Raw genomic sequence first — 22,179 nt, 5'->3', positions numbered from 1 at the left:
GGTGATGAAAACTGTCGGCGGGACCCGGCAAGATGGGCGACGTGAAGAAAACCAGCGCGTTGAGCCGGTTCTCGCCCGCGACCCGGGCATGGTTCGGCGACGTCTTCGAGGCGGCCACCCCGGCCCAGCTCGAGGCGTGGGACGCCATCACCGCGGGCCGGGATGCGCTGGTGGTGGCCCCGACCGGCTCGGGCAAGACGCTGGCTGCCTTCCTGTGGGCGCTCGACCGGCTGGCCACAACTCCCCCACCCGACGATCCGAAGCTGCGCTGCCGGGTGCTGTACGTGTCGCCGCTGAAGGCCCTCGCGGTCGACGTCGAGCGGAACCTGCGGGCCCCGCTGATCGGGATCCGGGAGACCGCTCGGCGGCTGGGCGAGGCGCCTCTCGACATCGAGGTTGCGGTGCGATCGGGCGATACGCCGGCCGGCGAGCGACGACGGTTCGCCTCGCGGCCGTCCGACGTACTCATCACCACTCCTGAGTCCTTGTTCCTCCTGCTGACGTCGCAGGGCCGGGAGTCGCTGCGCGGTGTCGAGACCGTCATCGTCGACGAGGTGCACGCGGTCGCGGGGACGAAGCGCGGCGCACATCTGGCGCTGACGCTCGAGCGGCTCGACTCGCTGCTGCCGAAGCCGGCGCAGCGGATCGGACTGTCCGCGACGGTGCGGCCGGTCGAGGAGGTGGCGCGCTTCCTGGGTGGCGAGCGGCCGGTGACGGTCGTGCAGCCGAAGTTCGCCAAGCAGTGGGAGCTGAGCGTCGTCGTGCCGGTCGAGGACATGGCCGAGCTGGCGTCCACCGAGCTCGAGACCTCCGGATCCGCCGCGGGACCGCCGCAGCACGCCTCCATCTGGCCGCATGTCGAGGAGCAGGTCTTCGACCTGATCGGCCAGCACAACTCGACCATTGTCTTCGCGAACTCGCGCCGCCTCGCCGAGCGCCTCACCGCCCGGCTGAACGAGATCGCCGCCGAGCGGGCCGAGCTCGAGCTGGCCGACCAGGGTTCGCCGGCTCAGGTGATGGCCCAGTCGGGTGCGTCGCTCGCGGCGCCGCCGTTGATCGCGCGCGCGCACCACGGTTCGGTCAGTAAGGAGCAGCGGGCGCTGATCGAGGCCGACCTGAAGTCCGGCCGGCTGCCGTGCGTGGTGGCGACGAGCAGCCTCGAGCTCGGCATCGACATGGGTGCGGTCGATCTGGTCATCCAGGTCGAGGCACCGCCGTCGGTCGCCAGCGGCCTGCAGCGTGTCGGTCGCGCCGGCCACCAGGTCGGAGCGGTGTCGCGTGGCGTCCTGTTCCCCAAGTTCCGCGGCGATCTGATCGACACTGCCGTTGTTGTGCAACGGATGCGCGACGGGCTGATCGAGAGCCTGCACATCCCGGCGAACCCGCTCGATGTGCTGGCGCAGCAAATCGTGTCGATCGTTGCCCTGGACACCGTTGACGTCGACGAGCTGTTCGCCTTGGTACGACGCTGTGCGCCCTTCGCGACGTTGCCACGATCGGCGTACGACGGGGTCCTCGACATGCTCTCGGGCCGGTACCCGTCGGACGAGTTCGCGGAGTTGCGCCCGCGCATCGTGTTCGACCGGGTCAGCGGCGAGATCTCGGGGCGGCCGGGGGCGCAGCGACTCGCGGTCACCAGCGGCGGGACGATTCCGGATCGCGGCCTGTTCGGCGTCTTTCTGGTCGGCGAGTCGACCAACCACCGCGTCGGCGAGCTCGACGAGGAGATGGTGTACGAGTCGCGGGTCGGCGACGTGTTCACCTTGGGAGCGTCGAGCTGGCGGATCGAGGACATCACCCACGATCGCGTGCTGGTCTCCCCCGCGCCCGGGCAGCCGGGACGCTTGCCGTTCTGGAAGGGCGACGCAGTCGGGCGGCCGGCTGAGCTGGGTGCGGCCACCGGTGCGTTCGTTCGGAAGATGGCGGCGCTGCCGGCAGCCAAGGCGATCGAGCGAGCGCGGACTGCCGGCCTGGACGAGTACGCCGCCAACAACCTGGTGTCGTATCTCGCCGAGCAGCGGGACGCGACCAGCCGAGTGCCCGATGACGTGACCATCGTGGTCGAGCGGTTCCGCGACGAGCTCGGCGACTGGCGGGTCTGCGTGCATTCGCCGTACGGCGGTCAGGTGCACGGACCGTGGGCGCTGGCGATCGCGGCGCGGCTGCGCGAGCGGTACGGGATGGATGCGCAGTCGGTCTCGGGTGACGACGGGATCGTGCTGCGGTTGCCGGAGACCGACGAGTTGCCGCCCGGTGCGGAGCTGGTGCTGTTCGATCCGGCGGAGATCGAGGACTTGGTCACCGCTGAGGTCGGCGGATCGGCGTTGTTCGCGGCGCGTTTCCGAGAGTGCGCGGCCCGCGCGTTGCTGCTGCCGCGGCGAAATCCGGGGCGGCGGTCGCCACTCTGGCAGCAGCGTCAGCGGTCGGCGCAACTGCTGTCGGTGGCTAGCAAGTACGGGTCGTTCCCGATCGTGCTGGAGACTTTGCGCGAGGTGTTGCAGGACGTCTACGACCTGCCCGCGCTGAAGGACCTACTCACGGGGATCAGCGAACGACGGATCTCGGTCGTCGAGGTGGAGACGCCAGAGGCTTCGCCGTTCGCGAAGTCGTTGCTGTTCGGCTATGTGGGCGCGTTCATGTACGAGGGTGACAGTCCGCTCGCGGAGAAGCGTGCGGCCGCGCTCGCGCTGGATCAGAGCTTGCTCGCGGAGCTGCTCGGGCGGACCGAGCTGCGCGAGCTCCTCGACGCCGAGGTCGTGCTGCGGACCGAGGCCGAGCTCCAACGGCTCGCCGAGGACCGGCGCGCTCGTGATGCGGAGGGTCTGTTCGACGTACTGCGGATGGTCGGTCCGCTGTCGTTGTCCGAAGCATCGCAGCGTTGTGTCGACGGGTCGGACGCGGAGTCTTGGCTGACCTCCTTGGCCGCGGCTCGTCGGGTCGTACGGGTTCGGATCGCCGGCGAGCACCGGTGGGCAGTTGTTGAGGATGTGGCGCGGTTGCGTGATGCGCTCGGCGTACCGCTCCCACCTGGGGTCGCTGAGGCGCACGCGGAGCCGGTCGCCGACCCGCTTGGGGACCTGGTCTCCCGCTATGCGCGAACGCACGGGCCTTTCCGGGCTATCGACCTGGCGACGCATCTGGGGATCGGCGTTGCTGTCGTCACCGAGGCGTTGCGGCGGTTGGGTGCGGCGGGGCGGGTCGTCGAGGGCGAGTTCCTGCCGGGCGGGATTGCTCTCGAGTGGTGCGACAGCGAGATCTTGCGCTTGCTCCGGCGGCGGTCTCTGGCGGCGCTGCGCAAGGAGGTCGAGCCGGTCGATCCATCCGCGCTCGCCCGCTTCCTGCCCGCTTGGCAAGGCATCACGAGCAGCCGCGGCCGTGGGTACGACGTACTCCTCGGTGCGGTCGAGCAGTTGGCCGGATGTGCGGTCCCGGCGTCAGCGCTGGAGTCGATCGTGCTGCCGTCGCGCGTGCCGGGGTATCAGCCGTCAATGCTGGACGAGCTGACAGCGACTGGTGAAGTGGTGTGGGCGGGTTCGGGATCGTTGCCGGGGACAGATGGGTGGGTGTCCCTCCATCTCGCGGACAACTGCGATCTGACCTTGCCCGACCCCGATCCTGCCCTCGAGCTCGGAGAGACGCATCAGGCCGTGCTCGACGCGTTGTCGGGCGGTGGCGCGTTCTTCTTCCGGCAGTTGAGCGACGTTGTCGGGGCGGCCTCGGGAGTGGTGAACGACGAGACGCTGGTCGGGGTGTTGTGGGATCTCGTCTGGGCTGGTCACCTGACCAACGACACACTCGCTCCGGTGCGCTCGCTCGTGGGCGGAGGTCGCGGTAGTCATCGAACTCGCCGTACGACGCCTCGTGCGCGGCCTGGACGCCCGACGCGGCCGGGCCGACCGGCCATGCCGTCACGCAGTGGGCCACCGACAGCCGGTGGGCGATGGTCGTTGCTTCCGGCCCGTAGTGCCGATGCGACACGGCGGGCGCATGCCGCGGCGGAGACACTGCTGGATCGATACGGCATCGTCACGCGAGGGTCGGTGATGACCGAGCGGACGCCCGGTGGGTTTGCTGCCGTCTACAAGGTGCTGAGCGCGTTCGAGGAGTCGGGGCGATGCCGGCGCGGATACTTCGTGGCCGGGCTCGGTGCCGCACAGTTCGCCCTGCCCGGTGCGGTGGATCGGCTGCGCGCCTTGGCTGAGCTACCCGGGTCTGCCGCCGGTGGTCCGGGACGCAGCCGGCGTGACGAGGAGCTGACTGTGCGGGCCGTCGTACTCGCGGCGTCCGATCCCGCGAACCCATACGGCGCAGCCCTACCGTGGCCCGAGCGCGAAAGCGCCGGCGGGCACAGACCCGGGCGGAAGGCCGGCGCGCTGATCGTGATGGTGGACGGGCAGCTGATCGTGTACGTCGAGCGCGGCGGCCGGACCGTCCTCAGCTTCACCGAGGACCCAGACCTCCTCCAGCCCGCAGTCGATGCGCTCGCGCTGTCGATCCGAGACGGCCAACTCGGCAAGCTCAGCGTGGAGACAGCCGACGGCGAACAGGTTCGCCACACAGCCTTCGGCGACGCCCTGGCCAAAGCAGGCTTCCACGCAACCCCCCGAGGCCTACGCCTCCGAGCCTGAAACCCACCCCCAGTGCCCGGCACTTGCGAATCACCTCTCCACGCCACGGCCCCATGGCCGCGAGCACAACACTCGGGCGATCGGCGATGCTGGTGAGATGGCTGGGGTGATTGGGAATGCCTGAGGGAGATACCGTCTGGCGGGCCTGCAAGCGGCTGAATCAGGCGCTCGGCGGGCAGGAGCTGACCCGGACAGACTTCCGCGTGCCGTCACTGGCGACGACCGACCTCAGCGGTCGCACGGTGCTGGAGGTCGTTGCACGCGGCAAGCACCTGCTCATGCGCCTCTCCGGTGGAGTGACAGTGCACAGTCACTTCAGGATGGACGGGAGCTGGCATCTGTACCGCCCCGGCGAGCGATGGCATGGCGGACCTGATCACCAGATCCGCGCCGTACTGGAGACCGCATCCTGGACGGCCGTCGGATACCGACTGCCGGTGCTCGACCTCGTCGCGACGGACGCCGAGGAGACCGTCGTCGGTCACCTCGGGCCGGATCTTCTGTCGCCGTCGTTCGACCGCGCCGTCGCGATCGCCAACGTCGAAGCCGACCCGAAGCGAACCATCAGCGAGGCGCTGCTCGACCAGCGGAACCTGGCCGGCATCGGCAACTTCTATCGCACCGAGGTCTGCTTCCTGCTCGGCCTCCATCCATGGCGCCCGGTGTCCGCGGTCGACGTACCCGCGGCGGTCGACCTCAGCCGGCGGCTGATGAAGGCCAATGTCCGCAACGGCACCCAGGTGAGCACCGGCGTCGACCGACCCGGCCAGCGATCCTGGGTCTTCGAACGCGCCGGCAAACCCTGCCGCCGCTGCGGTACGACGATCCTGACCGCCTCGCTCGGCGAACCACCCCGGGACCGGATCACGTACTGGTGCCCGGCCTGCCAGCCCGAGAACTGACCTGTGGACAACGCCATCACCGGGACGCGACACGGATATCTTCTCTGACGCATCGAACATTTGTTCGAACGAGAGGAGAGGTTGATGTGCGACAGGTGCGGTGGCTTGACCAACGAGCAGTACTCGCGGCAGATCGAACGGAACATCCAGACCTACGGCTGGACGATGCAGTACGTCGAGGGCGACGGCGCCCGCAATCCCGGCTTCGGATACAGCCTCGGGCTGAGCCTGTACCGCCACCCGGAGATCATCGTCTTCGATCCAGATCCAGCCTGGGCCTACCTAGGCCTCAAACCCTTGGCCTGGGCAGTGATGGACGGCGCTGTCTTCGACGAAGGCGACGACCTCTCGGCGTTCTTCCCACCACCAGAAACCGCCGAGCTCCTCCGGTTCCCGGACTCGGCAACCCACCTCTTCACCGCCAACCACATGTTCCGCGACCCCGACGAGTCTCCCCTCCCGGCCCTTCAACTCCTCTGGCCCCACCGCCTCACCCTCATCCAACCAAGCACCAGCCACCCCACCCCCAAGCGAGACGCCAATGACGACAGGCGCTAATGGCCGACCAGTTCCCGTTCAGCGAGGGCCCGGGTGAGGCCGGGTGGTGCGCTAGGTGACGGCAACCGCTCGGGACGTGCACCAGCGGTTGGAGCCATCACTGCTTGACGTGCCGCGACGTTGTGCCCGTGGATATGGCGCCCGTAGAGGTGGTGCTCGTGGATGTCGAGCTCGGAGGTGCGATGGCTGCGTGTAGGGCTGTGCGGGCCGCCGAGATGGCTGGGTGGGTGGCGGTGCCACGGCGGAAGGCCAGGTGGGTTCTGCGTCGGATGGAGAGGGGCGTCAGTACGACGGCGGCGGGTGGCGCGGCGGCGCCCAGGTCGGGGACGAAGGCGACGCCTTGGCCGGCCGCCACCAGCGCGAGCACTGCGCCGAAGTCGTCGGCGTGATGGCGGATGCGGGGCGTGAATCCTACGGCCTCGCAGGCCCGGATGGTCAGGGAGTGGCAGAGGGTCCCTGGGGTGCCGGCGATCCATGGGGAATCACGCCGGTCTGTCAATGGTCCGGTCGTCAGGGCAGCCAGGTGGACGGTTTCTTCGAGCAGTGGTTCTGTCTGCAAACCGGGATCGGAGGCGATTGGGACGTAGTCGTATTCCTGGAGCAGGGCGACGTCGAGGCTTTCATCGCGGAGGGCATCGGGCATCGACGCCGGATCGAGTTCGGTGACCATGAGGTCGAGGCCCGGATGGTCGGTGCTGAGGGCGACGACGGCTGGCGTCAGGATGGTCGGGACTGCAGTCGGGAAGACGCCGATACGCACGGTTCCGGTGAGTGCGGTTGCGGTTGATGCCAGGTCAGCGGCGGCCTCCTGCAGGATCGCGAGGATCGACTCGGTGCGCTCGACGAGGGCGCGTGCGGCTGGGGTCAGCGTGACTCGCCGGCCGGTCCGTTCGAGTAGCGGTACGCCGGTCTCGCGTTCGAGGGCGGTGAGCTGTTGTGACACCGCCGACGGCGAGTATGTCAACGCCTCGGCAACGGCGGCGATCGTTCCGCGGTGGGCCAACTCGCGGAGGAGCCGGAGTCTGCGTACGTCGAGCATCAGCTCAGCTTACGCTCGACGACAGAAACGCGAACTGGATCTGCAGAGCGGAATGCGTGATCGTCGAGGCATGTCGCTCTCTGGTCTCTTCGTTCCGCTCGTCACGCCGTTCACCGCCGCAGATGAACTCGCCTCCGATTCGCTGGAGGCACTCGCCCATGCCGTCCTCGATGACGGAGCGGCCGGGATCGTTGCCTTGGGCACGACTGCCGAACCGGCGACGCTGACATCAGCGGAGCGCCGCAAGGTGGTCGATATCTGCGTCAACGTGTGCGTGGAGCGCGGCGCGGACTTGATTGTCGGCGCCGGGTCGAACTCGACCGCCGGCTCGATTGACTCGCTCGCCGCGATCGATCCGCGCGCCACCGCTGCTCTGACGGTTGTCCCCTACTACACCCGCCCGTCCGAGGATGGCGTCGTCGAGCATTTCCGGCGACTTGCGGCTGCCAGTCCGGTGCCATTGCTCGTGTACAACGTTCCCTACCGCACAGGTAGGCCGTTGGGCGCGGATGCCCTCGGGCGGCTCGCTCGGATCCCCAACGTTGCCGGGTTCAAGCACGCAGTCGGGGGGATCGACGATGCGACTGTCGAGTTCATGAGCAGCGCGCCGGAGGATGTCGCGGTTCTAGCCGGCGACGACCTGTACGTCGGACCCCTGCTGGCACTCGGGGCACACGGGGCGATCCTGGCCTGCGCCAATGTGGCGACGCGGGCGTACGCAGACCTCCTCGCCGCTTGGCGCGACGGGCCGCTCGAACACGCGCGTGAGCTTGGCAACCGGCTCGTTCCGCTGGCCCGCGCGCTCTTCGCCGAGCCCAATCCTGCGGTGATCAAGTCCGTACTGGCGGCTCACGGCCGGATCCCCAGCCCACACGTGCGCCTACCGCTGCTTCCGTCCAGCCCGGCAGCAACGGCAGCCGCTCTCGCAGGCTGCGAGACCTTGGACACGCGCCGCATCGAGCATGCTCTCGAGCCGGCGATCCGACACCGCTAACGCCGGAGAACCGGGCCGGCGCGGCGGACAGCCTTAAGCCTGGTCAGGCGGCGGAGGCGACGATGTCGGGCTGTGGAGGCGGTGGGCCTGGGCCGTTAGGCGGCGGAGGCTACTACCTCGGGCTCGATGGTGGGGTGGGTCAGGACCAGGGCCTCTTCGCGGGCCAGGTCTTCGCTGACTTCGGCGAAGACGGTGGACAGCGGGACGTCCAGGGCCATGCAGATAGCGGCCAGGAGTTCGCTGGAGGCTTCCTTCTGGCCGCGTTCCACCTCGGAGAGGTAGCCCAGGCTGACGCGGGCGTCGGCGGATACCTCGCGGAGCGTGCGCCCCTGGCGCAGCCGCTTACGCCGCAGGACGTCGCCCAGCAGGCCACGAACCAGCACCATGAGGTTTCTCCCTTCCGCCTGTCCGGTCGTTTCTACTCGCACGGTAGCTCGACCGTAGGAACCAACGGTACCCGTTGCTGGGTCACTACTCCTCGCAATGTCCACCTTCGGTGCGCCGCGCCTGTCTGTCCTACCTGTCCCCATGGTGGTCTCAACACCTCGATCAGTCGAGTTCTTCCGCCACAAGAGTTGCTCCGAGTTCAAGAACGGCCTGCACACTTGCTCGGCGTATCGCTGCCCGGTCACCGGTCAGTTGCAACTTCCGCACCTGTACAGAGCCCGGTCCGGCCGCTGCGACGTACACCGTGCCGGCCTCGATCCCCGCCTGTGGGTCCGGTCCGGCCACACCGGTCGTGGCAAGGCCGTAGGTGGCCTCCAGCCGCTCCCGTACGCCGGCGGCGAGGGCAGCGGCCGTATCTGGGTGGACCGGCCCCACGGCAGCCAGAAGGTCCTCAGGAACGCCCGCAAGCTTGGCCTTCAGGTCGGTCGCATACACGACAACTCCGCCGCGATAGACCGCCGACACGCCCGGCACATCCGTCAGCGCGCCTCCAACCAGTCCGCCGGTCAGCGACTCAGCTGTGGCAAGCGTCTCCCCACGATCCTTCAACAGCCCCACCAAGCGCGCGAGTACCACCTCGAGCTCCGCGTCCCCACCGGCCACCTGTCACCTCCACCAGTTCCCCAACAGATCCCAGCAACCCCACCAGGCTTCCCCACTGACCCCGGACGTCGACACGCCGGGCCGGGGTCACGGGAGGGGGCGTTTCGCGGCGGCGCGGAGGCGGAGTGCTCGGCCCACGTAGTCGATGCCGGTGACGATCGTGACGATGACGGCGGCGGCCATGAACGCGACGGCGGTCCAGTGGAGGGGCGCGAACGACTGCCACGGGAGGAGATAGAGGCCGAGCGCGATCGCCTGGAGCACGGTCTTCAGCTTGCCGCCGCGGCTGGCCGGCATCACGCCGTGCCGGATCACCCAGAAACGCAGTGCCGTCACACCCCACTCGCGGACCAGCACCACGACGGTGACCCACCACGGGAGTTCACCGAGATAGGACAGACCGATGAAGGCGGCGCCGGTGAGCGCCTTGTCGGCGATCGGGTCGGCGATCTTGCCGAAGTTCGTGACCAGGTTCCAGCGGCGGGCGATGTCGCCGTCGAAGCGGTCGGTGACGATCGCGACGACGAACGTAGCGGTGGCGAGCAGGCGGTTGCCGTCGCCGTCGCCGCCGTCGCGAAGCAGCAGCCAGACGAACAGCGGGACCAGGAGCAGCCGCAGGACCGTGAGCGCGTTCGGCACGTTCCACACGCTGGGGGCGTGGAGCGGACCGGAGGATGCGTGCGACGCCGGGTTCGTCGGCGAGTTGGTCACGCGGTCAGGTTAACTGCCGGACGGCCGTCCCGGGTGCTCACGAGTGCCGCGAACTCGGCAATCAGGTCGACTCCGTCGCTCCCGACCACCTTCGCGGACACCAGATCGCCGACCCGGACGCCCGCCGGCAGACCCGTGACCGTCGTCGAGCCGTCCACCTCTGGTCCCTGATGAGCGGCCCGCCCCTCCCCCGTACGCCCGGCTTCGTCGCCTGAGGTGGAGCTGTCGGCGGAGAACTCGGTGCCGGTTGCGGTCTTGGTGTCTACGGAGGGGGTGGGGTCGAGGGATTCGACGAGGACTTCGAGGAGTTCGCCGGTACGGGACTCGGCTCGGGCTGAGGTGAGGTCTTCGGCAAGCCGGGTGACGCGGTCGAGGCGGGCGGCGATGGTGTCCTCGTCGAGTTTGCCGTCGTACGTCTCGGCTTCGGTCCCGTCCTCGTCGGAGTAGCCGAAGACGCCGATCGCATCGAGGCCGGCGCGGGAGAGGAAGTCGCACAGGACGTCGACGTCGTCCTCGGTCTCGCCGGGGAAGCCGACGATGACGTTGCTGCGGATACCGGCCGTCGGGGCAGCCGCGCGGACCTGGGCGATGAGCTCGAGGAAACGCTCCGAGTCACCGAAGCGGCGCATCCGGCGCAGGAGTGGACCGGAGGCGTGCTGGAAGGACAGGTCGAAGTACGGGACGACGCCGGGGGTCGAGGTCATCGCGGTGATCAGCGTCGGGCGCATCTCCGCCGGCTGCAGGTACGAGACGCGCACGCGGGTGATGCCGGGGACCGCGGCGATCTCGCCGACCAGGGTCTCGAGCAGGCGCAGGTCGCCGAGGTCCTTGCCGTACGAGGTGGAGTTCTCGGACACGAGGAAGAGCTCGCGTACGCCGTTCTCCGCCAGCCACTCGGCTTCGCGGAGGACCTCGGCGGGGCGGCGCGAGACGAACGCACCGCGGAACATCGGGATTGCGCAGAACGCGCAGCGGCGGTCGCAGCCCGAGGCGAGCTTGAGCGGGGCCATCGGGCCGCCGTCGAGGCGGCGGCGCATGACGCGCGGGCCGCTCGCCGGGGCGGAGGTGAGGTCGGGGGCCTCGATCTTCAGCTCTTCGGGCCGACCGGTGGCGAAGCGGCCCTTCAGGGCAGGCGCGTCAACCGAGGCGTCGTCAGCGGCAGACGCCTCGCGCGCCGGCCTCAGCTGGTCGGGGATGTGGCCGGCGTCCTGGACGCGGGTCGGGTCGCCGTGGCCGGGGATGGCTATGCCTGTGGTGGAGGCTCGGTCGGCGGGGGCCAGCGGGAGGAGTTTGCGGCGGTCGCGCGGGACGTGGGCCTGGTGCTTGGTGCCGGCCAGGATCGAGCGGAGGCGGTCGGAGATGTCCGCGTAGTCGTCGAAGCTGAGGACCGCGTCGGTCTCCGGGAGGGCCTCGGCGAGTTGGTCGCCGTACCGTTCGGCCAGGCAGCCGACCGCGACGACGGCCTGGGTGCGGCCGGAGTCCTTGTAGTCGGCGGCGGCGAGCAGCGTGTCGACCGAGTCCTTCTTCGCGGCCTCGACGAACCCGCAGGTGTTCACCACCACGGTGTCCGCCTCGGCGGCGTCCTCGACCAGCCGGAACCCGCCGGCTTCGAGCCGGCCGGCCAGTTCCTCGGAGTCGACATCGTTGCGGGCACAGCCCAGCGTGACCAGGGCGACGGTGGTGGGTGGCGTAGTCATCCCCCCGAGTATGACGCGCCGCGCAGCCCGGCACCTAACTCAGGACCACGCTCCGCGACCTGAAGACCCTGAGCGGCGAGAGGTCAATTCGGCGGGTACTTGGTGAGGGTGCCGTCGGGGTGGGCGGTGAAGCGGTACAGCTTGGTGGATTGGCGTTGGCCGTTGAGGGTGACGATGAGGTTGGCCGGGATGCCGACGGTGATGCGGATGTCCCCGGTCGTGGTGACGGACTGCGCGATCCCGGGGCTGAGGTGCCCCTGGAAGAGGCGCTTGCCCTTCTTGTCGCGGACCGTCAGGTAGGTGCCGTCCCCCTTCGCAGTGAGGGTGAGCTCGGTCTTCAGCACCGGTGGCTTCTTGGACGGCGTCCGCGTGGGACGGACGGTCGGCGTCGGCTTGGGCGTGGGAGTCGTGACGGTCGCGGCGGTGGTCGCGGTCTTGGAGGCGTTGGCCTCGATGTCGCTGGGGAGGGTGAAGAGGCGGACCATCCCCCAGCCCATCAGGCTCACCAGGATCGCGCCGACCACGAGCGCCCACCGCGGCCGGGCCGGATGCAGGGTCGGGCCTTTGACTGCGGCGCGTTCCTCGCGGCGAGCCTTCTCCTCCTCGACGGCGTGTTCGGCGTCGAAGGCGGCGAGCAGTGGTGCGGGATCAGCCTTGACCACCCGGGCGATCGAGCGGATATGGCCGCGGGCGTAGAAGTTCCCGCCACAGCGGGAGAAGTCGTCGGCCTCCATGGCGACGAGCAGCCCGGTTCTGATCCGGGTGGCGGCGCTCAACTGCTCGATCGACATGTCGGCCCGTTCCCGGGCCGCCGTGAGCTCGCTGCCGATGCTCACGTCCCCACCATCCTCTCCATCGCCCGGCGTATCTCCGCGGTCCGTCGACATCGCCATGCCGACAACCGGATCGTCGACATCAAGTCAACGGCCTTGGTGCGACGGGGTCACGGACGTATCAGAGTTGTTCCCTGACCGGACATCTGGCATTCGCCAGCATGTGCAGTGCCTGTACCACTTCCCCGTTCGACGGCCGAGCCGTCAACCCGAACGGTACCGCGAGCGAGGAGCCAGTCAGTCGACGGTTCGCATCAGTCGTCTTGCGAGTCGAACTCGGCATCACTCCCAGCACCGGTCCAGGATCCAGCAAATGAACGGCAATCCGGCCGTCGTCCAGCAGGTGGCGGCGCTGCAGCACCGTCACCTCGTCGATGTCCTCCCAGCGCGTCCCGATCCATTCGTGGCCGATCCGCAACCGGATGCCGACCTCGTCGGCCACCAGCATGTCCCCGACCGTCAGCGCCCGCGCACAGACCACAGCCAGTACGGCGAACCCCGCCGCCGCGAACCATCGCAGGATGCCGGTGGGACTGGTGGATGCGGAAGTGGCGAAGCCCACCGCGACCAGCAAAGCCCCGAGGGCGAGCCCGCCGTGCACCTTCTGCGAGGCGCGGACGGTGAACGGCACCGGCTTGGGGTCGAGGTCGAAATGGTCCTGCCTGGGCAGTGCACTCGCGGCGGTCACGGGTCACTCTCCTCGGAGGGTGGTGATGAAGTCCTCTAGATCGTCCGGTTTGACCAGGACGTCCCTGGCCTTCGAGCCCTCACTGGGACCGACGACGCCGCGGCTCTCCAGGATGTCCATCAGCCGGCCGGCCTTCGCGAAGCCGACCCGGAGCTTGCGCTGCAGCATCGAGGTGGAGCCGAACTGCGTCGACACGATCAGCTCCGCGGCCTGCACGACCAGGTCGAGGTCGTCGCCGATCTCGTCGTCGAGATCCTTGCTCGGCCCGGCGACGGCGGTGACGTCCTCGCGGTACGTCGGCTCCAGTTGGGTCTTGCAGTGCTCGACGACGCCGTGGATCTCGGACTCCGTCACCCACGCACCCTGGATCCGCATCGGCTTGCTCGCGCCCATCGGCAGGAACAGGCCGTCACCCTGGCCGACCAGCTTCTCCGCACCCGGCTGGTCCAGGATGACCCGGCTGTCGGCCAGCGACGAGGTCGCGAACGCCAGTCGCGACGGCACGTTCGCCTTGATCAGACCGGTCACGACGTCCACCGACGGCCGCTGGGTGGCGAGCACCAGGTGGATGCCGGCCGCCCGGGCCAGCTGGGTGATCCGGACGATCGAGTCCTCGACATCGCGCGGGGCGACCATCATCAGGTCGGCGAGCTCGTCGACGATCACCAGCAGATAGGGGTACGCCGAGAGCACGCGCTCACTGCCCGGCGGCGGCTTCACCTTGCCCGCGCGGACCGCCTTGTTGAAGTCGTCGACATGCCGGTAGCCGAACGCGGCCAGGTCGTCGTACCGCATGTCCATCTCGCGGACGACCCACTGCAGCGCCTCGGCCGCCTTCTTGGCGTTGGTGATGATCGGCGTGATCAGGTGCGGGATGCCCTCGTAGTGGTTCAGCTCGACCCGCTTGGGGTCGACCAGGATCATCCGCACCTCGTCCGGCGTGGCCCGCATCAGGACCGAGGTGATCAGCGAGTTGACGAACACCGACTTACCCGAACCGGTCGCGCCTGCGACCAGCAGGTGCGGCATCTTCGCCATGTTCGCGACCACGAAGCCGCCCTCGACGTCCTTGCCGAGGCCGGCCACCATCGGGTGGTGGTCGTTGCGCGCGGTCGCCGACCGGATCACGTCGCCGAGGCTGACGATCTCCTTGTCGGTGTTCGGGATCTCGATGCCGATCGCGGACTTGCCCGGGATCGGCGACAGGATCCGCACGTCGGCCGACGCCACCGCGTAGGCGATGTTCTTGCTCAGGGCGGTGACCTTCTCGACCTTCACCGCCGAGCCGAGCTCGACCTCGTAGCGGGTGACTGTCGGGCCGCGCGTGTAGCCGGTGATCTGGGCGTCGATGCCGAACTGCTCGAACACCTCGGTCAGCCGGTCGACCACCGCGTCGGACGCCTTGGTCCGGGCCTTGTGGACCGAACCCGGCTTGAGCATCTGACCATCGGGCAGCGTGTACGTGATGTCGCCGGAGAGGCTGAGCTGCTCGACCCGCTGCGGGATCGGCGTGTGCGGAGGCGGCTCGGGCGGCGCTTCCGGCTTGCTGGGACCACCGCCGGCCCCCACAGCGATGCCTAGGCCTGGAGCCCCGGCCGCAGCGGCCGCATCACCGTCGACGTCGTACGCGTCCTCCTCAGGAACCGGAGCCGCCTTGGCCTTGCGGCCTCGCTTGGAGAGCTCACGTCCCTCGAGCACCGGCGAGTCGTACGGCTTGATGGTCGGCTCGCCGTCCTCCTCCTGCGCGGCCTTGGCGCGACGCTCCTTGCGGGTCAGCCGCACGGTGTCGTCGGTCGGCGCGGCCACGACGGACGGTGCGTCCTCCGGCAGCGCCGTACGCCCCATCAGTACGTCGAACGCCGCACGGAACCGCAGTGGGATCGCATAGACGGGAGTGCCCGTGACGACGAGGGCACCGAAGATCGACAGCAGCACCAGCAGCGGTGCGGCGACGTACTGCGTCAACAGGTCCGACAGCAGGGACGAGACGACGTACCCGATCGCGCCGCCGGCGTCCTGCAACGAACCGTCGGCCGGGTTGCTCGGACGGGGCAGACCGTTGGCGATGTGGACCAGGCCGAGTACGCCGAGGGAGATGGCGGTCCAGCCGATCACCTGACGTCCGGCCGGGCCGTTGCGGTCCGGGTGACGCAGAGTGCGGATAGCGACGAACAGCAGCATCAGCGGGACGGCCCAGCCGAGCATGCCGACGCTGCCGCCGACGACGGTCCGGATGCCGTTGCCGACCGCGCCCGGGAGATCCCACCAGATCGCGGCGGCCACGACGACCGCCAGGCCGATCAGGAACAGGCCGGCGCCGTCACGACGGTGCTCGGGGTCGAGCTCGCGGGCGCCGTGACCGATGCCGCGCACCATGCTGCCGATCAGATGCGCGATGCCGAGCCAGACTTTCACCACGCCGCGACCGAGAACGATCATGGCGGCCGCGAACGGGCCAGGTCCGCTGTTCTTGGGCGTGCTGGTCCGCGCGGCGGAGGATCCACCGCGCTTCGCGCTCTGCCCACGCTTCTGGGCGCCTGACGGCCGGGAGCGTCCACCAGCAGCCGAACGAGCCGAACTCGGCCGTTTGGCTGCCGACTTCTGCGCCCGCGCCGGGGAAGACGTGCGGGTCGCCATATCTAGCAGGCTACCCCGATTACCTCTCGAGTCCCACGTGTCACACGCCGATTACGCTGCCCCATACATAACGTCACAGCGCCGCCGCAAACGGGCTGCAGCCACAGACCGAGAGCAAGCGGTCGCTTCACGCCCCGGTGGTGCCGTCGAGTTGTTCGCGCAGCAGGTCGGCGTGACCGCAGTGACGGCCGTACTCGCCGATCATGTGGATGTAGATCATCCGGAGCGTCGACTCGGTCCCGCTGAAGGTGAAGCGATCGTCGAGCGACCGCCCGGCCGCGGCCGCGTCCGACAGCTTCCACTCCGCGATCAGACCTTCGTACGCCGCCTGTGCCTCAGCCGGATCGATGCGCTCGAAATCGGCGTCCTTGCCCAGCTCGGGAGCGAACAGGGGCTCAGCCGGCGACTCCGCCGCGAAGTGGATGCGGAACCAGATCCGCTCCACCTTGGTGAGATGCCGGATGAGGCCGAGCAAGGAAAGGTTGGACGGCGGCGACGGCCGCTCGGCCAGCTGCTCGGCCGTCAGACCGGCGCACTTGTACAGCAGCGTGGTCCGGTAGAAATCCAGGTAGCCCCGCAGCAGTTCGGCTTCGGGTGCGGTCAGCGAGCCGTCCGGCCGCTCGACCGCTGGCGCCGTCCACGCCGTCGTCAACGTCATGCCGCCATCAAACACGCCCCGGTCGCCCGGAGCGAATCCATTACGGATTGACCGGCGGCGCCCAGCCGGGTCGCGGGATGAGACAGAACGGGTGGCCGGCCGGATCCTCGTACACAGTGGCCGAGAGCTTGCGAGCGCCGAGCGCCAGGACCGCCGACCCGGCCACGTCGAGGTCGTCGACCATGACGTCGAGGTGCATCTGCTGAGGACGTGTGGGGTCCGGCCACTGCGGGCGCTGGTGGCCGAGCGCTCGCTGGAAGGCGAGACCTGACGTGTGGTCGTTGTCGGCGACCACCACCCAGCCGTCGCTCTCGTACGTGATGGGCTTGCCGAGCAGCGCCGAGTAGAAGCGCGCGAGCTCCAGCGGTTCCGGGCAGTCGATCGCCAGGTGATGCAGCCGTCCGATCATGGCAACAGTCTGCACGTCTCAGGATGTGTTTGGGAATCCCGGAATGTGAGATTGCCACTGGCGCGGGCTGTGGGCTGTTCGTTACCGTTCTCGGCAGGTCATGAGTGCCAGCGCCAAGCCCCGGCTCGCTGGCCGGCAACCCTCCTCCGCGGTGGGGTGCCCCGGGTGAAGACCAGGCCGTGCGGATACGCCGCTCGGCAAGTGCGGACTTCCTGGAGCAGCAGCATGTCGATTCTTTCCATCCTCGAACCGGCCAGCGCGAGTACGCCGCGGCCGACGGTCACCCGGCTCCTCACCGGCAGCATCCCCACCACGGTCGGCTCGGACCTGCTGGTTCCGCTGGCCGACGGCCGAGTCACCGACTACGCGAACTTCGACCACGGAGCCAGTGCGCCGTGTCTGGAGTCCGTCCGGGCCAGCGTCGAGGCGGCGCTGCCGTCGTACGCGTCGGTGCACCGCGGCAACGGCTATGCGTCCCGCATCACCACCCAGTGGTACGAGCGCGCTCGCGCCGAGGTGCACGCGTTCGTCGGAGCCCGTGCCGACGACCAGGTGATCTTCACCCGCCAGACCACGGACGCGCTGAACCTGCTCGCCCAGGCCGTCCCCCCGGACGCGACCGTGATCGTCTTCGAGTCCGAGCACCACGCCGCGCTCCTGCCCTGGCCGGCTGAGCGGACCGTCCGCCTCACGGCGCCCGCCTCCCCCAGTGAAGCAGTGACCAACGTCGCCGACGCTTTGCGCACCGCGCCGGAGGGTCCGCGGCTGGTGGTCGTGACCGGCGCCTCCAACGTGACCGGTGAGATCTTCCCGATCGCGGAGATCGCCGCGGTCGCCAAGGCGCACGGTGCGCGGGTCTGCCTCGACGCCGCGCAGCTTGCACCGCACCGGCCGGTCGACATCGCCGCACTCGACGTCGACTGGGTCGCACTGTCCGGACACAAGCTCTACGCGCCGTACGGCGCCGGTGCGCTGATCGGCCGCGCCGACTGGCTCGACGCCGCCGATCCGTACCTGTACGGCGGTGGCGCGACGACCGCGGTCACCGGCGACACCGTGGTCTGGGCGACCGGCCCGGCGCGGCACGAGGGCGGCTCCCCCAACGTCATCGGCGCGATCGCCCTCGCCTCGGCGTGTGCCGCGATCAGCAAGCACCGCGACGCGATCGAGCAGCACGAGCGCAGTCTGCTCGCCCGCCTCCGGACCGGCCTGGCTCAGCTCCCCGGCGTCACGACGTACTCGATCTTCGGCGAGGACGCGGACCGCGTCGGCACTGTCTGCTTCACGGTTGCCGGTCTGAGCTCGACGCTCGTGTCAGCGGCACTGAGCGCCGAGTACGGCATCGGTGTCCGGGACGGCAAGTTCTGTGCGCACCCGCTCGTCGGTCACCTGCTCGCGGACTCCCCCGAGCACGGCACCGCGGTCCGGGCGAGCCTCGGCCTCGGTACGACGCGTGAGCACGTGGACCGGCTCGTCAACGCCGTACGGACGCTGGCCGCCGGCGGACCGCGGTCGGAGTACGAGGACACCGCGCACGGCTGTCAGCCCACCGACGACCCGCGGGACCTCCAAGCTCCTCGCATCTGGTAACGGCCCTCCTACTGCTCAGGAGGTACAAGGCCTACATGGTGAGCAGCGAACGCCAGTAGGTCCGCCCATTCCGCCGCGACCATGGCGGCGGGTTTCCCGAAGCCGTGACCGGTGTTGACCTCGACGCGGGTCAAGACCGGTCCCGGACCGGACTGGGCATGCTGCAGCTCGGCGATGAACTTGTGACTGTGCAACGGCACCACCCGGTCGTCGTGATCACCCGTGACCACGAGCGTCGCCGGGTACGACGTCCCGTCGCGCAACCGATGCAGTGGTGAGTAAGCCAGCAAATCCTCGAACTCCGACGCATCGTCCGGATGGCCGAAGTCAGAGGCCCACGCGGCGCCCACTGTGAACAAGTGGAACCGCAACATGTCCATGACGCCCACACCGGGCAGCGCGACCGCGAACAGGTCCGGTCGCTGTGTCATGGCCGCTCCCACGAGCAGACCGCCGTTGCTGCGACCGTGGATCGCGAGCTGCGCAGGCGTGGTCACCTCGGTGTCCCGCAGGTGCTCTGCGACAGCGATGAAGTCGTCGAAGACGTTCTGCTTGTTCTTCAGCCGTCCCTCGTCGTGCCAGTCGCTGCCGTACTCACCGCCGCCCCGCAGGTTCGCGATCACCAGCACTCCGCCGGCCGCCAGCCACGCCGGCCAGCCCGGCTTGTAGTCGGCCAGGATCGGGATGCGGAAGCCGCCGTACCCGTAGAGCAGCGTCGGGCGTGGGGCTGATGTGTCCAGGTCGGAGCGAGTGATCAGGAAGTACGGCACCTCGCGACCCGGCTCGACCCGTCGCGTCACGGTGACCGACGGGGACGTGAATCCACCTGAGCCACGGACGAGCTCCGGCAACGCACGGACGACGCCCGACGACGTCGAGACGACGTACGACACCGTCGGATCGGTTGTGGTCGACAGGCCGATGAAGAGCTCGTCGTACTCGGGGCTGGCATCGAAGCCCACCACTCCCCCGCCCGGTACGTCGATGACCCGCGCATCGGACCCGTCGAGCGCGAAGAGCGTCAACGCCGGTTGTGCGTCGACCAGCGTCAGGGTGGCCAGTCCGGCGGCAGTGCCGCGAACCGCCTGCAGTGTGGCCTCGCCTTCCGGGATCAGGTCGACGAACTCACCGTCCAGCGAAGCGAGCACCACACGACCACGGGAGGCGTCACGATCGGTCCGCAATACCAGCTGGTCGCCGGACATCCGCACGAACGCGATCTCATCGGCGAAGGAGTCCACCACCTTCACCGGCTCGCCGAAACCGTCGGACGCGATCGGAAAGACCCAGAGCCGAGCTCCGGGGTCGGTGCCCTCGGTGATGTGGACGACGAGGTAGCGATCGTCCTCCGACACCTCCGGCGTGATGAAGTAGCGGTCGTGATCCGGGAAGCTCAGCACGAGCTCGTCATCGGACTGCGGTGTGCCGACCTTGTGCAGCATCAGACGCCCACCGGTGAGCGTCTTCGTCTCGGTCCCCTCACTGCGACCACTCGCCGGGTAGTGCAGATAGAGGTACGCCGAACTGTCGGGGAGCCACGTGGCTTCGCAGAACTTCGCCCCCGTGACCACGTCGTCCACAGGCGTGCCGGTGGCGATGTCGAGCAGCCGGAACGTCGTCCAGTCGCTGCCGCTCTCGTTGACGCCGTACGCGAGGTACTTGCCGTCCGGACTCACGGTGAACGAGCCCAGCGAGTCAGTGCCGTCGGCAGACAGCGTGTTGGGGTCGATCAGGACCCGGCCGCCGGCGAGCAGCGCGTCGAGGGACTCGGCGACGTACACGACATCCTGGGCCTGTGTGCCGTCGTTGCGGCCGACGAGGTACCAGCCGGCCTTCTTCGCCGGCACGCCGGCGCGTGGGCGGGCCAGGACCGCCGCCATGGTGGTCTGGAACCACTCGCGCTCCGGATAGCCGGAGAGCTCGGCCTGGGTGAACTCGTTCTGCCTGCGGACCCAGTCCCGGGTGTCGGGTGCGTCAGGGTCTTCCAGCCAGCGGTACGGGTCGGCGATCTCCTGCCCATGCAGCGTGTCGACCACATCGTCGCGGCGGCTCTCCGGATAGCTCATGCGGACAAACCTAACGGGACAGGACAACCTTCAGCCGCGGATGAGCGTCGTACTCACCTGCTCCGGTGGGCGGCATCCCGCGCAGGCGCCGGAGCCAGGTGAGTACGACGGGCCCCTCAGTGGTGGGCCGGGGTGATGTCCTTGGTCCAGAGGACCGTGCCGAACAGATTGCGCAGCGAGACCGTGAGGACTCCGGTGCGTGGGTCGATCGTGGTGTGGCCGAAGAACTGGTTGCCGCTCGCCGGTGACTGGCTCGCGAAGTCCGCGGCCTTCGAGAACACGACCCGCGGGCCGAACGTGTCGTCCAGCGCGTTCGGCCCGAACGTACCGGCGTTGATCGGGCCGGCCACGATCTCCCAGAACGGATCGAAGTCGGTGAACGCCGCACGGGACGGGTCGTAGTGGTGGGCGGCCGCGTAGTGCACGTCGGCGGTCAGCCAGATCGCGTTGCAGACCTTGCGCTTCTTGAACTGGCTCAGCACCCAGGCGATCTCGTGCTCGCGACCACCCGGCGCACCGGCGACGCCGTTGGCGACGGCCTCGATCAGGTCGCCGTCCGGGACCAGCAGGCCGAGCGGCATGTCGCTGGCGATCACCTTCCAGGTCGCCTTCGACGCGGCCACCTCGCGGACCAGCCAGGCGGCCTGCTCGGCACCGAGCATCGCGACCGGGCCGGCGGTGGCGGGCGTCGGGTTGGCGCCGCGGTAGGTCCGCATGTCCAGGCAGAAGACGTCGAGCAGCGGGCCGTAGTCGACCTTGCGGTAGATCCGGTCCCGGCCCGCGACGTGCTCCATCGGCAGGTACTCGAGGAAGGCCTTCTTCGCCCGGGACGCGAGGACGTCGACGCGCTTCTCGGTATAGCGGTCGTCGGTGAGGATCTCGCCCGGGTACCAGTTGTTCAGCGTCTCGTGGTCGTCCCACTGCGCGACCAGCGGCACGTCGGCGTACAGGTCGCGGACGTTGTGGTCGAGCAGGTTGTACTTGTACCGGCCGCGGTACTCGGCCAGGGTCTCGGCGACCTTGGCGACCTCCTCGGTCACCAGGTTCTTCCAGATGGTGCCGTCGGCAACTTTCAGCTCGGCCGCGATCGGGCCGTCGGCGTAGATGTTGTCGCCGGAGTGCAGGAAGAAGTCAGGGTGGGTGTCGTGCATCGCCTTGTACGCGATCATGCCGCCGAGCTCCGGGTTGATGCCGTAGCCCTGACCCGCGGTGTCGCCGGTGAACACGAAGGACACCGGCCGGTTGCGGCCCGGCGTACTGAACGAACCGTCGAGGGTCTCGCCGACGCGGCCGTGGGCGTCCTCGAAGCCGATCCGGTAGTCGTAGCGCTGGCCGGGACGCAGGCCGCGCAGCGGAAGCCGCGCGGTGAAGTCGTCGGCGGCACTGGTGACCGGACCGCGCAGCCGGATCGACTTGTCGAAGCGACCGTGGCTGGTCAGCTGGACGACCAGCCGGCCGGGGCGGTCCGTGCGGGACCAGACGACGGCCGACTCTGGGGTCACGTCGGCGCTGGCGATGCCGGACGGCAGCGCGGGCCGATCACGGCGAACGACGGTGGGAACCGCGGTCGCAACCCCTGGTACTGCGAGGGCGGCGCCGGCGACGGTGGATGCGGCCAGGAGCTGGCGGCGGCTCAAGTTCATGAGCCGAAAATGCGCTCCGCTGATGACAGTCAGATGACGGCCGGGCGAACTGGACGCCAAATCACCGGCAGCGCCG

Annotated in this window: 17 protein-coding genes and 1 riboswitch; of the genes, 5 read left to right on the top strand and 12 right to left on the bottom strand. The window is 69.1% G+C overall.

The annotated features are described in order from the left end of the window. Positions 1-32: 32 nt before the first annotated feature. The 3 genes from OG555_RS30245 to OG555_RS30235 all read left to right on the top strand — a co-directional run bounded on the left by OG555_RS30245 (position 33) and on the right by OG555_RS30235 (position 6,088). Positions 33-4,628 carry an ATP-dependent helicase gene (locus tag OG555_RS30245; protein ID WP_329475952.1) on the top strand — a complete coding sequence of 1,532 codons (4,596 nt, stop codon included), beginning with the start codon at positions 33-35 and terminating at the stop codon, positions 4,626-4,628. 116 nt (positions 4,629-4,744) lie between these two features. Next, entirely contained in the window at positions 4,745-5,530 is a 786-nt protein-coding gene (locus tag OG555_RS30240; RefSeq protein ID WP_329475950.1) for an Fpg/Nei family DNA glycosylase, read from the top strand. A gap of 105 nt (positions 5,531-5,635) precedes the next feature. Further along, positions 5,636-6,088: a DUF4262 domain-containing protein gene (locus OG555_RS30235; protein ID WP_329475949.1), complete on the top strand. Its 453-nt coding sequence runs from the start codon at positions 5,636-5,638 to the stop codon at positions 6,086-6,088. Positions 6,089-6,185: 97 nt separating this feature from the next. Here the strand turns inward: OG555_RS30235 and OG555_RS30230 are convergent, their stop codons facing one another. Further along, a complete protein-coding gene (locus tag OG555_RS30230) occupies positions 6,186-7,127 on the bottom strand; it encodes a LysR family transcriptional regulator (protein WP_329475948.1) in 942 nt (313 codons plus the stop codon). 70 nt (positions 7,128-7,197) lie between these two features. Between OG555_RS30230 and dapA the strand changes: the two genes are divergently transcribed. After that, complete coding sequence (dapA, locus tag OG555_RS30225; protein ID WP_329475947.1) at positions 7,198-8,121, top strand: 4-hydroxy-tetrahydrodipicolinate synthase; 924 nt, start codon at positions 7,198-7,200, stop codon at positions 8,119-8,121. A gap of 95 nt (positions 8,122-8,216) precedes the next feature. Here dapA and OG555_RS30220 read toward each other — a convergent pair whose 3' ends face one another. The 9 genes from OG555_RS30220 to OG555_RS30180 form a co-directional block, all read right to left on the bottom strand. After that, complete coding sequence (locus OG555_RS30220; RefSeq protein ID WP_328521677.1) at positions 8,217-8,507, bottom strand: helix-turn-helix domain-containing protein; 291 nt, start codon at positions 8,505-8,507, stop codon at positions 8,217-8,219. A 163-nt stretch (positions 8,508-8,670) separates the two neighbouring features. Next, on the bottom strand, positions 8,671-9,171 hold the full coding sequence (locus OG555_RS30215) for a CinA family protein (protein ID WP_329475946.1): 501 nt from the start codon (positions 9,169-9,171) through the stop codon (positions 8,671-8,673). Between the two features lie 87 nt (positions 9,172-9,258). After that, a complete protein-coding gene (pgsA, locus tag OG555_RS30210; RefSeq protein WP_329475945.1) occupies positions 9,259-9,882 on the bottom strand; it encodes a CDP-diacylglycerol--glycerol-3-phosphate 3-phosphatidyltransferase in 624 nt (207 codons plus the stop codon). Then, entirely contained in the window at positions 9,879-11,579 is a 1,701-nt protein-coding gene (locus OG555_RS30205; protein ID WP_329475944.1) for a MiaB/RimO family radical SAM methylthiotransferase, read from the bottom strand. Before OG555_RS30205 ends, pgsA begins: the two co-directional genes overlap by 4 nt. A gap of 83 nt (positions 11,580-11,662) precedes the next feature. Next, positions 11,663-12,415 (bottom strand): helix-turn-helix domain-containing protein, encoded by a 753-nt coding sequence (locus OG555_RS30200; RefSeq protein ID WP_329475943.1) that lies wholly within the window; start codon positions 12,413-12,415, stop codon positions 11,663-11,665. Between the two features lie 118 nt (positions 12,416-12,533). Further along, positions 12,534-13,100 carry a hypothetical protein gene (locus tag OG555_RS30195; RefSeq protein WP_329475942.1) on the bottom strand — a complete coding sequence of 189 codons (567 nt, stop codon included), beginning with the start codon at positions 13,098-13,100 and terminating at the stop codon, positions 12,534-12,536. Positions 13,101-13,103: 3 nt separating this feature from the next. Continuing rightward, positions 13,104-15,737 carry an FtsK/SpoIIIE family DNA translocase gene (locus OG555_RS30190; protein WP_329475941.1) on the bottom strand — a complete coding sequence of 878 codons (2,634 nt, stop codon included), beginning with the start codon at positions 15,735-15,737 and terminating at the stop codon, positions 13,104-13,106. A gap of 127 nt (positions 15,738-15,864) precedes the next feature. Next, a complete protein-coding gene (locus tag OG555_RS30185; RefSeq protein ID WP_329475940.1) occupies positions 15,865-16,395 on the bottom strand; it encodes a DinB family protein in 531 nt (176 codons plus the stop codon). Between the two features lie 40 nt (positions 16,396-16,435). Beyond that, entirely contained in the window at positions 16,436-16,804 is a 369-nt protein-coding gene (locus OG555_RS30180; RefSeq protein ID WP_329475939.1) for a VOC family protein, read from the bottom strand. Positions 16,805-16,900: 96 nt separating this feature from the next. Beyond that, a riboswitch (SAM riboswitch) is annotated at positions 16,901-17,014 on the top strand. A 15-nt stretch (positions 17,015-17,029) separates the two neighbouring features. Here OG555_RS30180 and OG555_RS30175 point away from each other — a divergent pair. Beyond that, complete coding sequence (locus OG555_RS30175) at positions 17,030-18,394, top strand: aminotransferase class V-fold PLP-dependent enzyme (protein WP_329475938.1); 1,365 nt, start codon at positions 17,030-17,032, stop codon at positions 18,392-18,394. A gap of 8 nt (positions 18,395-18,402) precedes the next feature. On the opposite strand, the gene OG555_RS30170 is transcribed toward OG555_RS30175, so the two are convergent. Then, on the bottom strand, positions 18,403-20,460 hold the full coding sequence (locus tag OG555_RS30170; RefSeq protein WP_329475937.1) for a prolyl oligopeptidase family serine peptidase: 2,058 nt from the start codon (positions 20,458-20,460) through the stop codon (positions 18,403-18,405). A 116-nt stretch (positions 20,461-20,576) separates the two neighbouring features. Then, positions 20,577-22,103, bottom strand: coding sequence for an alkaline phosphatase D family protein (locus tag OG555_RS30165; RefSeq protein ID WP_329475936.1), 1,527 nt, complete (start codon positions 22,101-22,103; stop codon positions 20,577-20,579). Positions 22,104-22,179: the final 76 nt, after the last annotated feature.

Source organism: Kribbella sp. NBC_01484, assembly GCF_036227145.1.
Classification (GTDB): Bacteria; Actinomycetota; Actinomycetes; order Propionibacteriales; family Kribbellaceae; genus Kribbella.
This window is presented reverse-complemented; position numbering and strand designations above follow the sequence as displayed.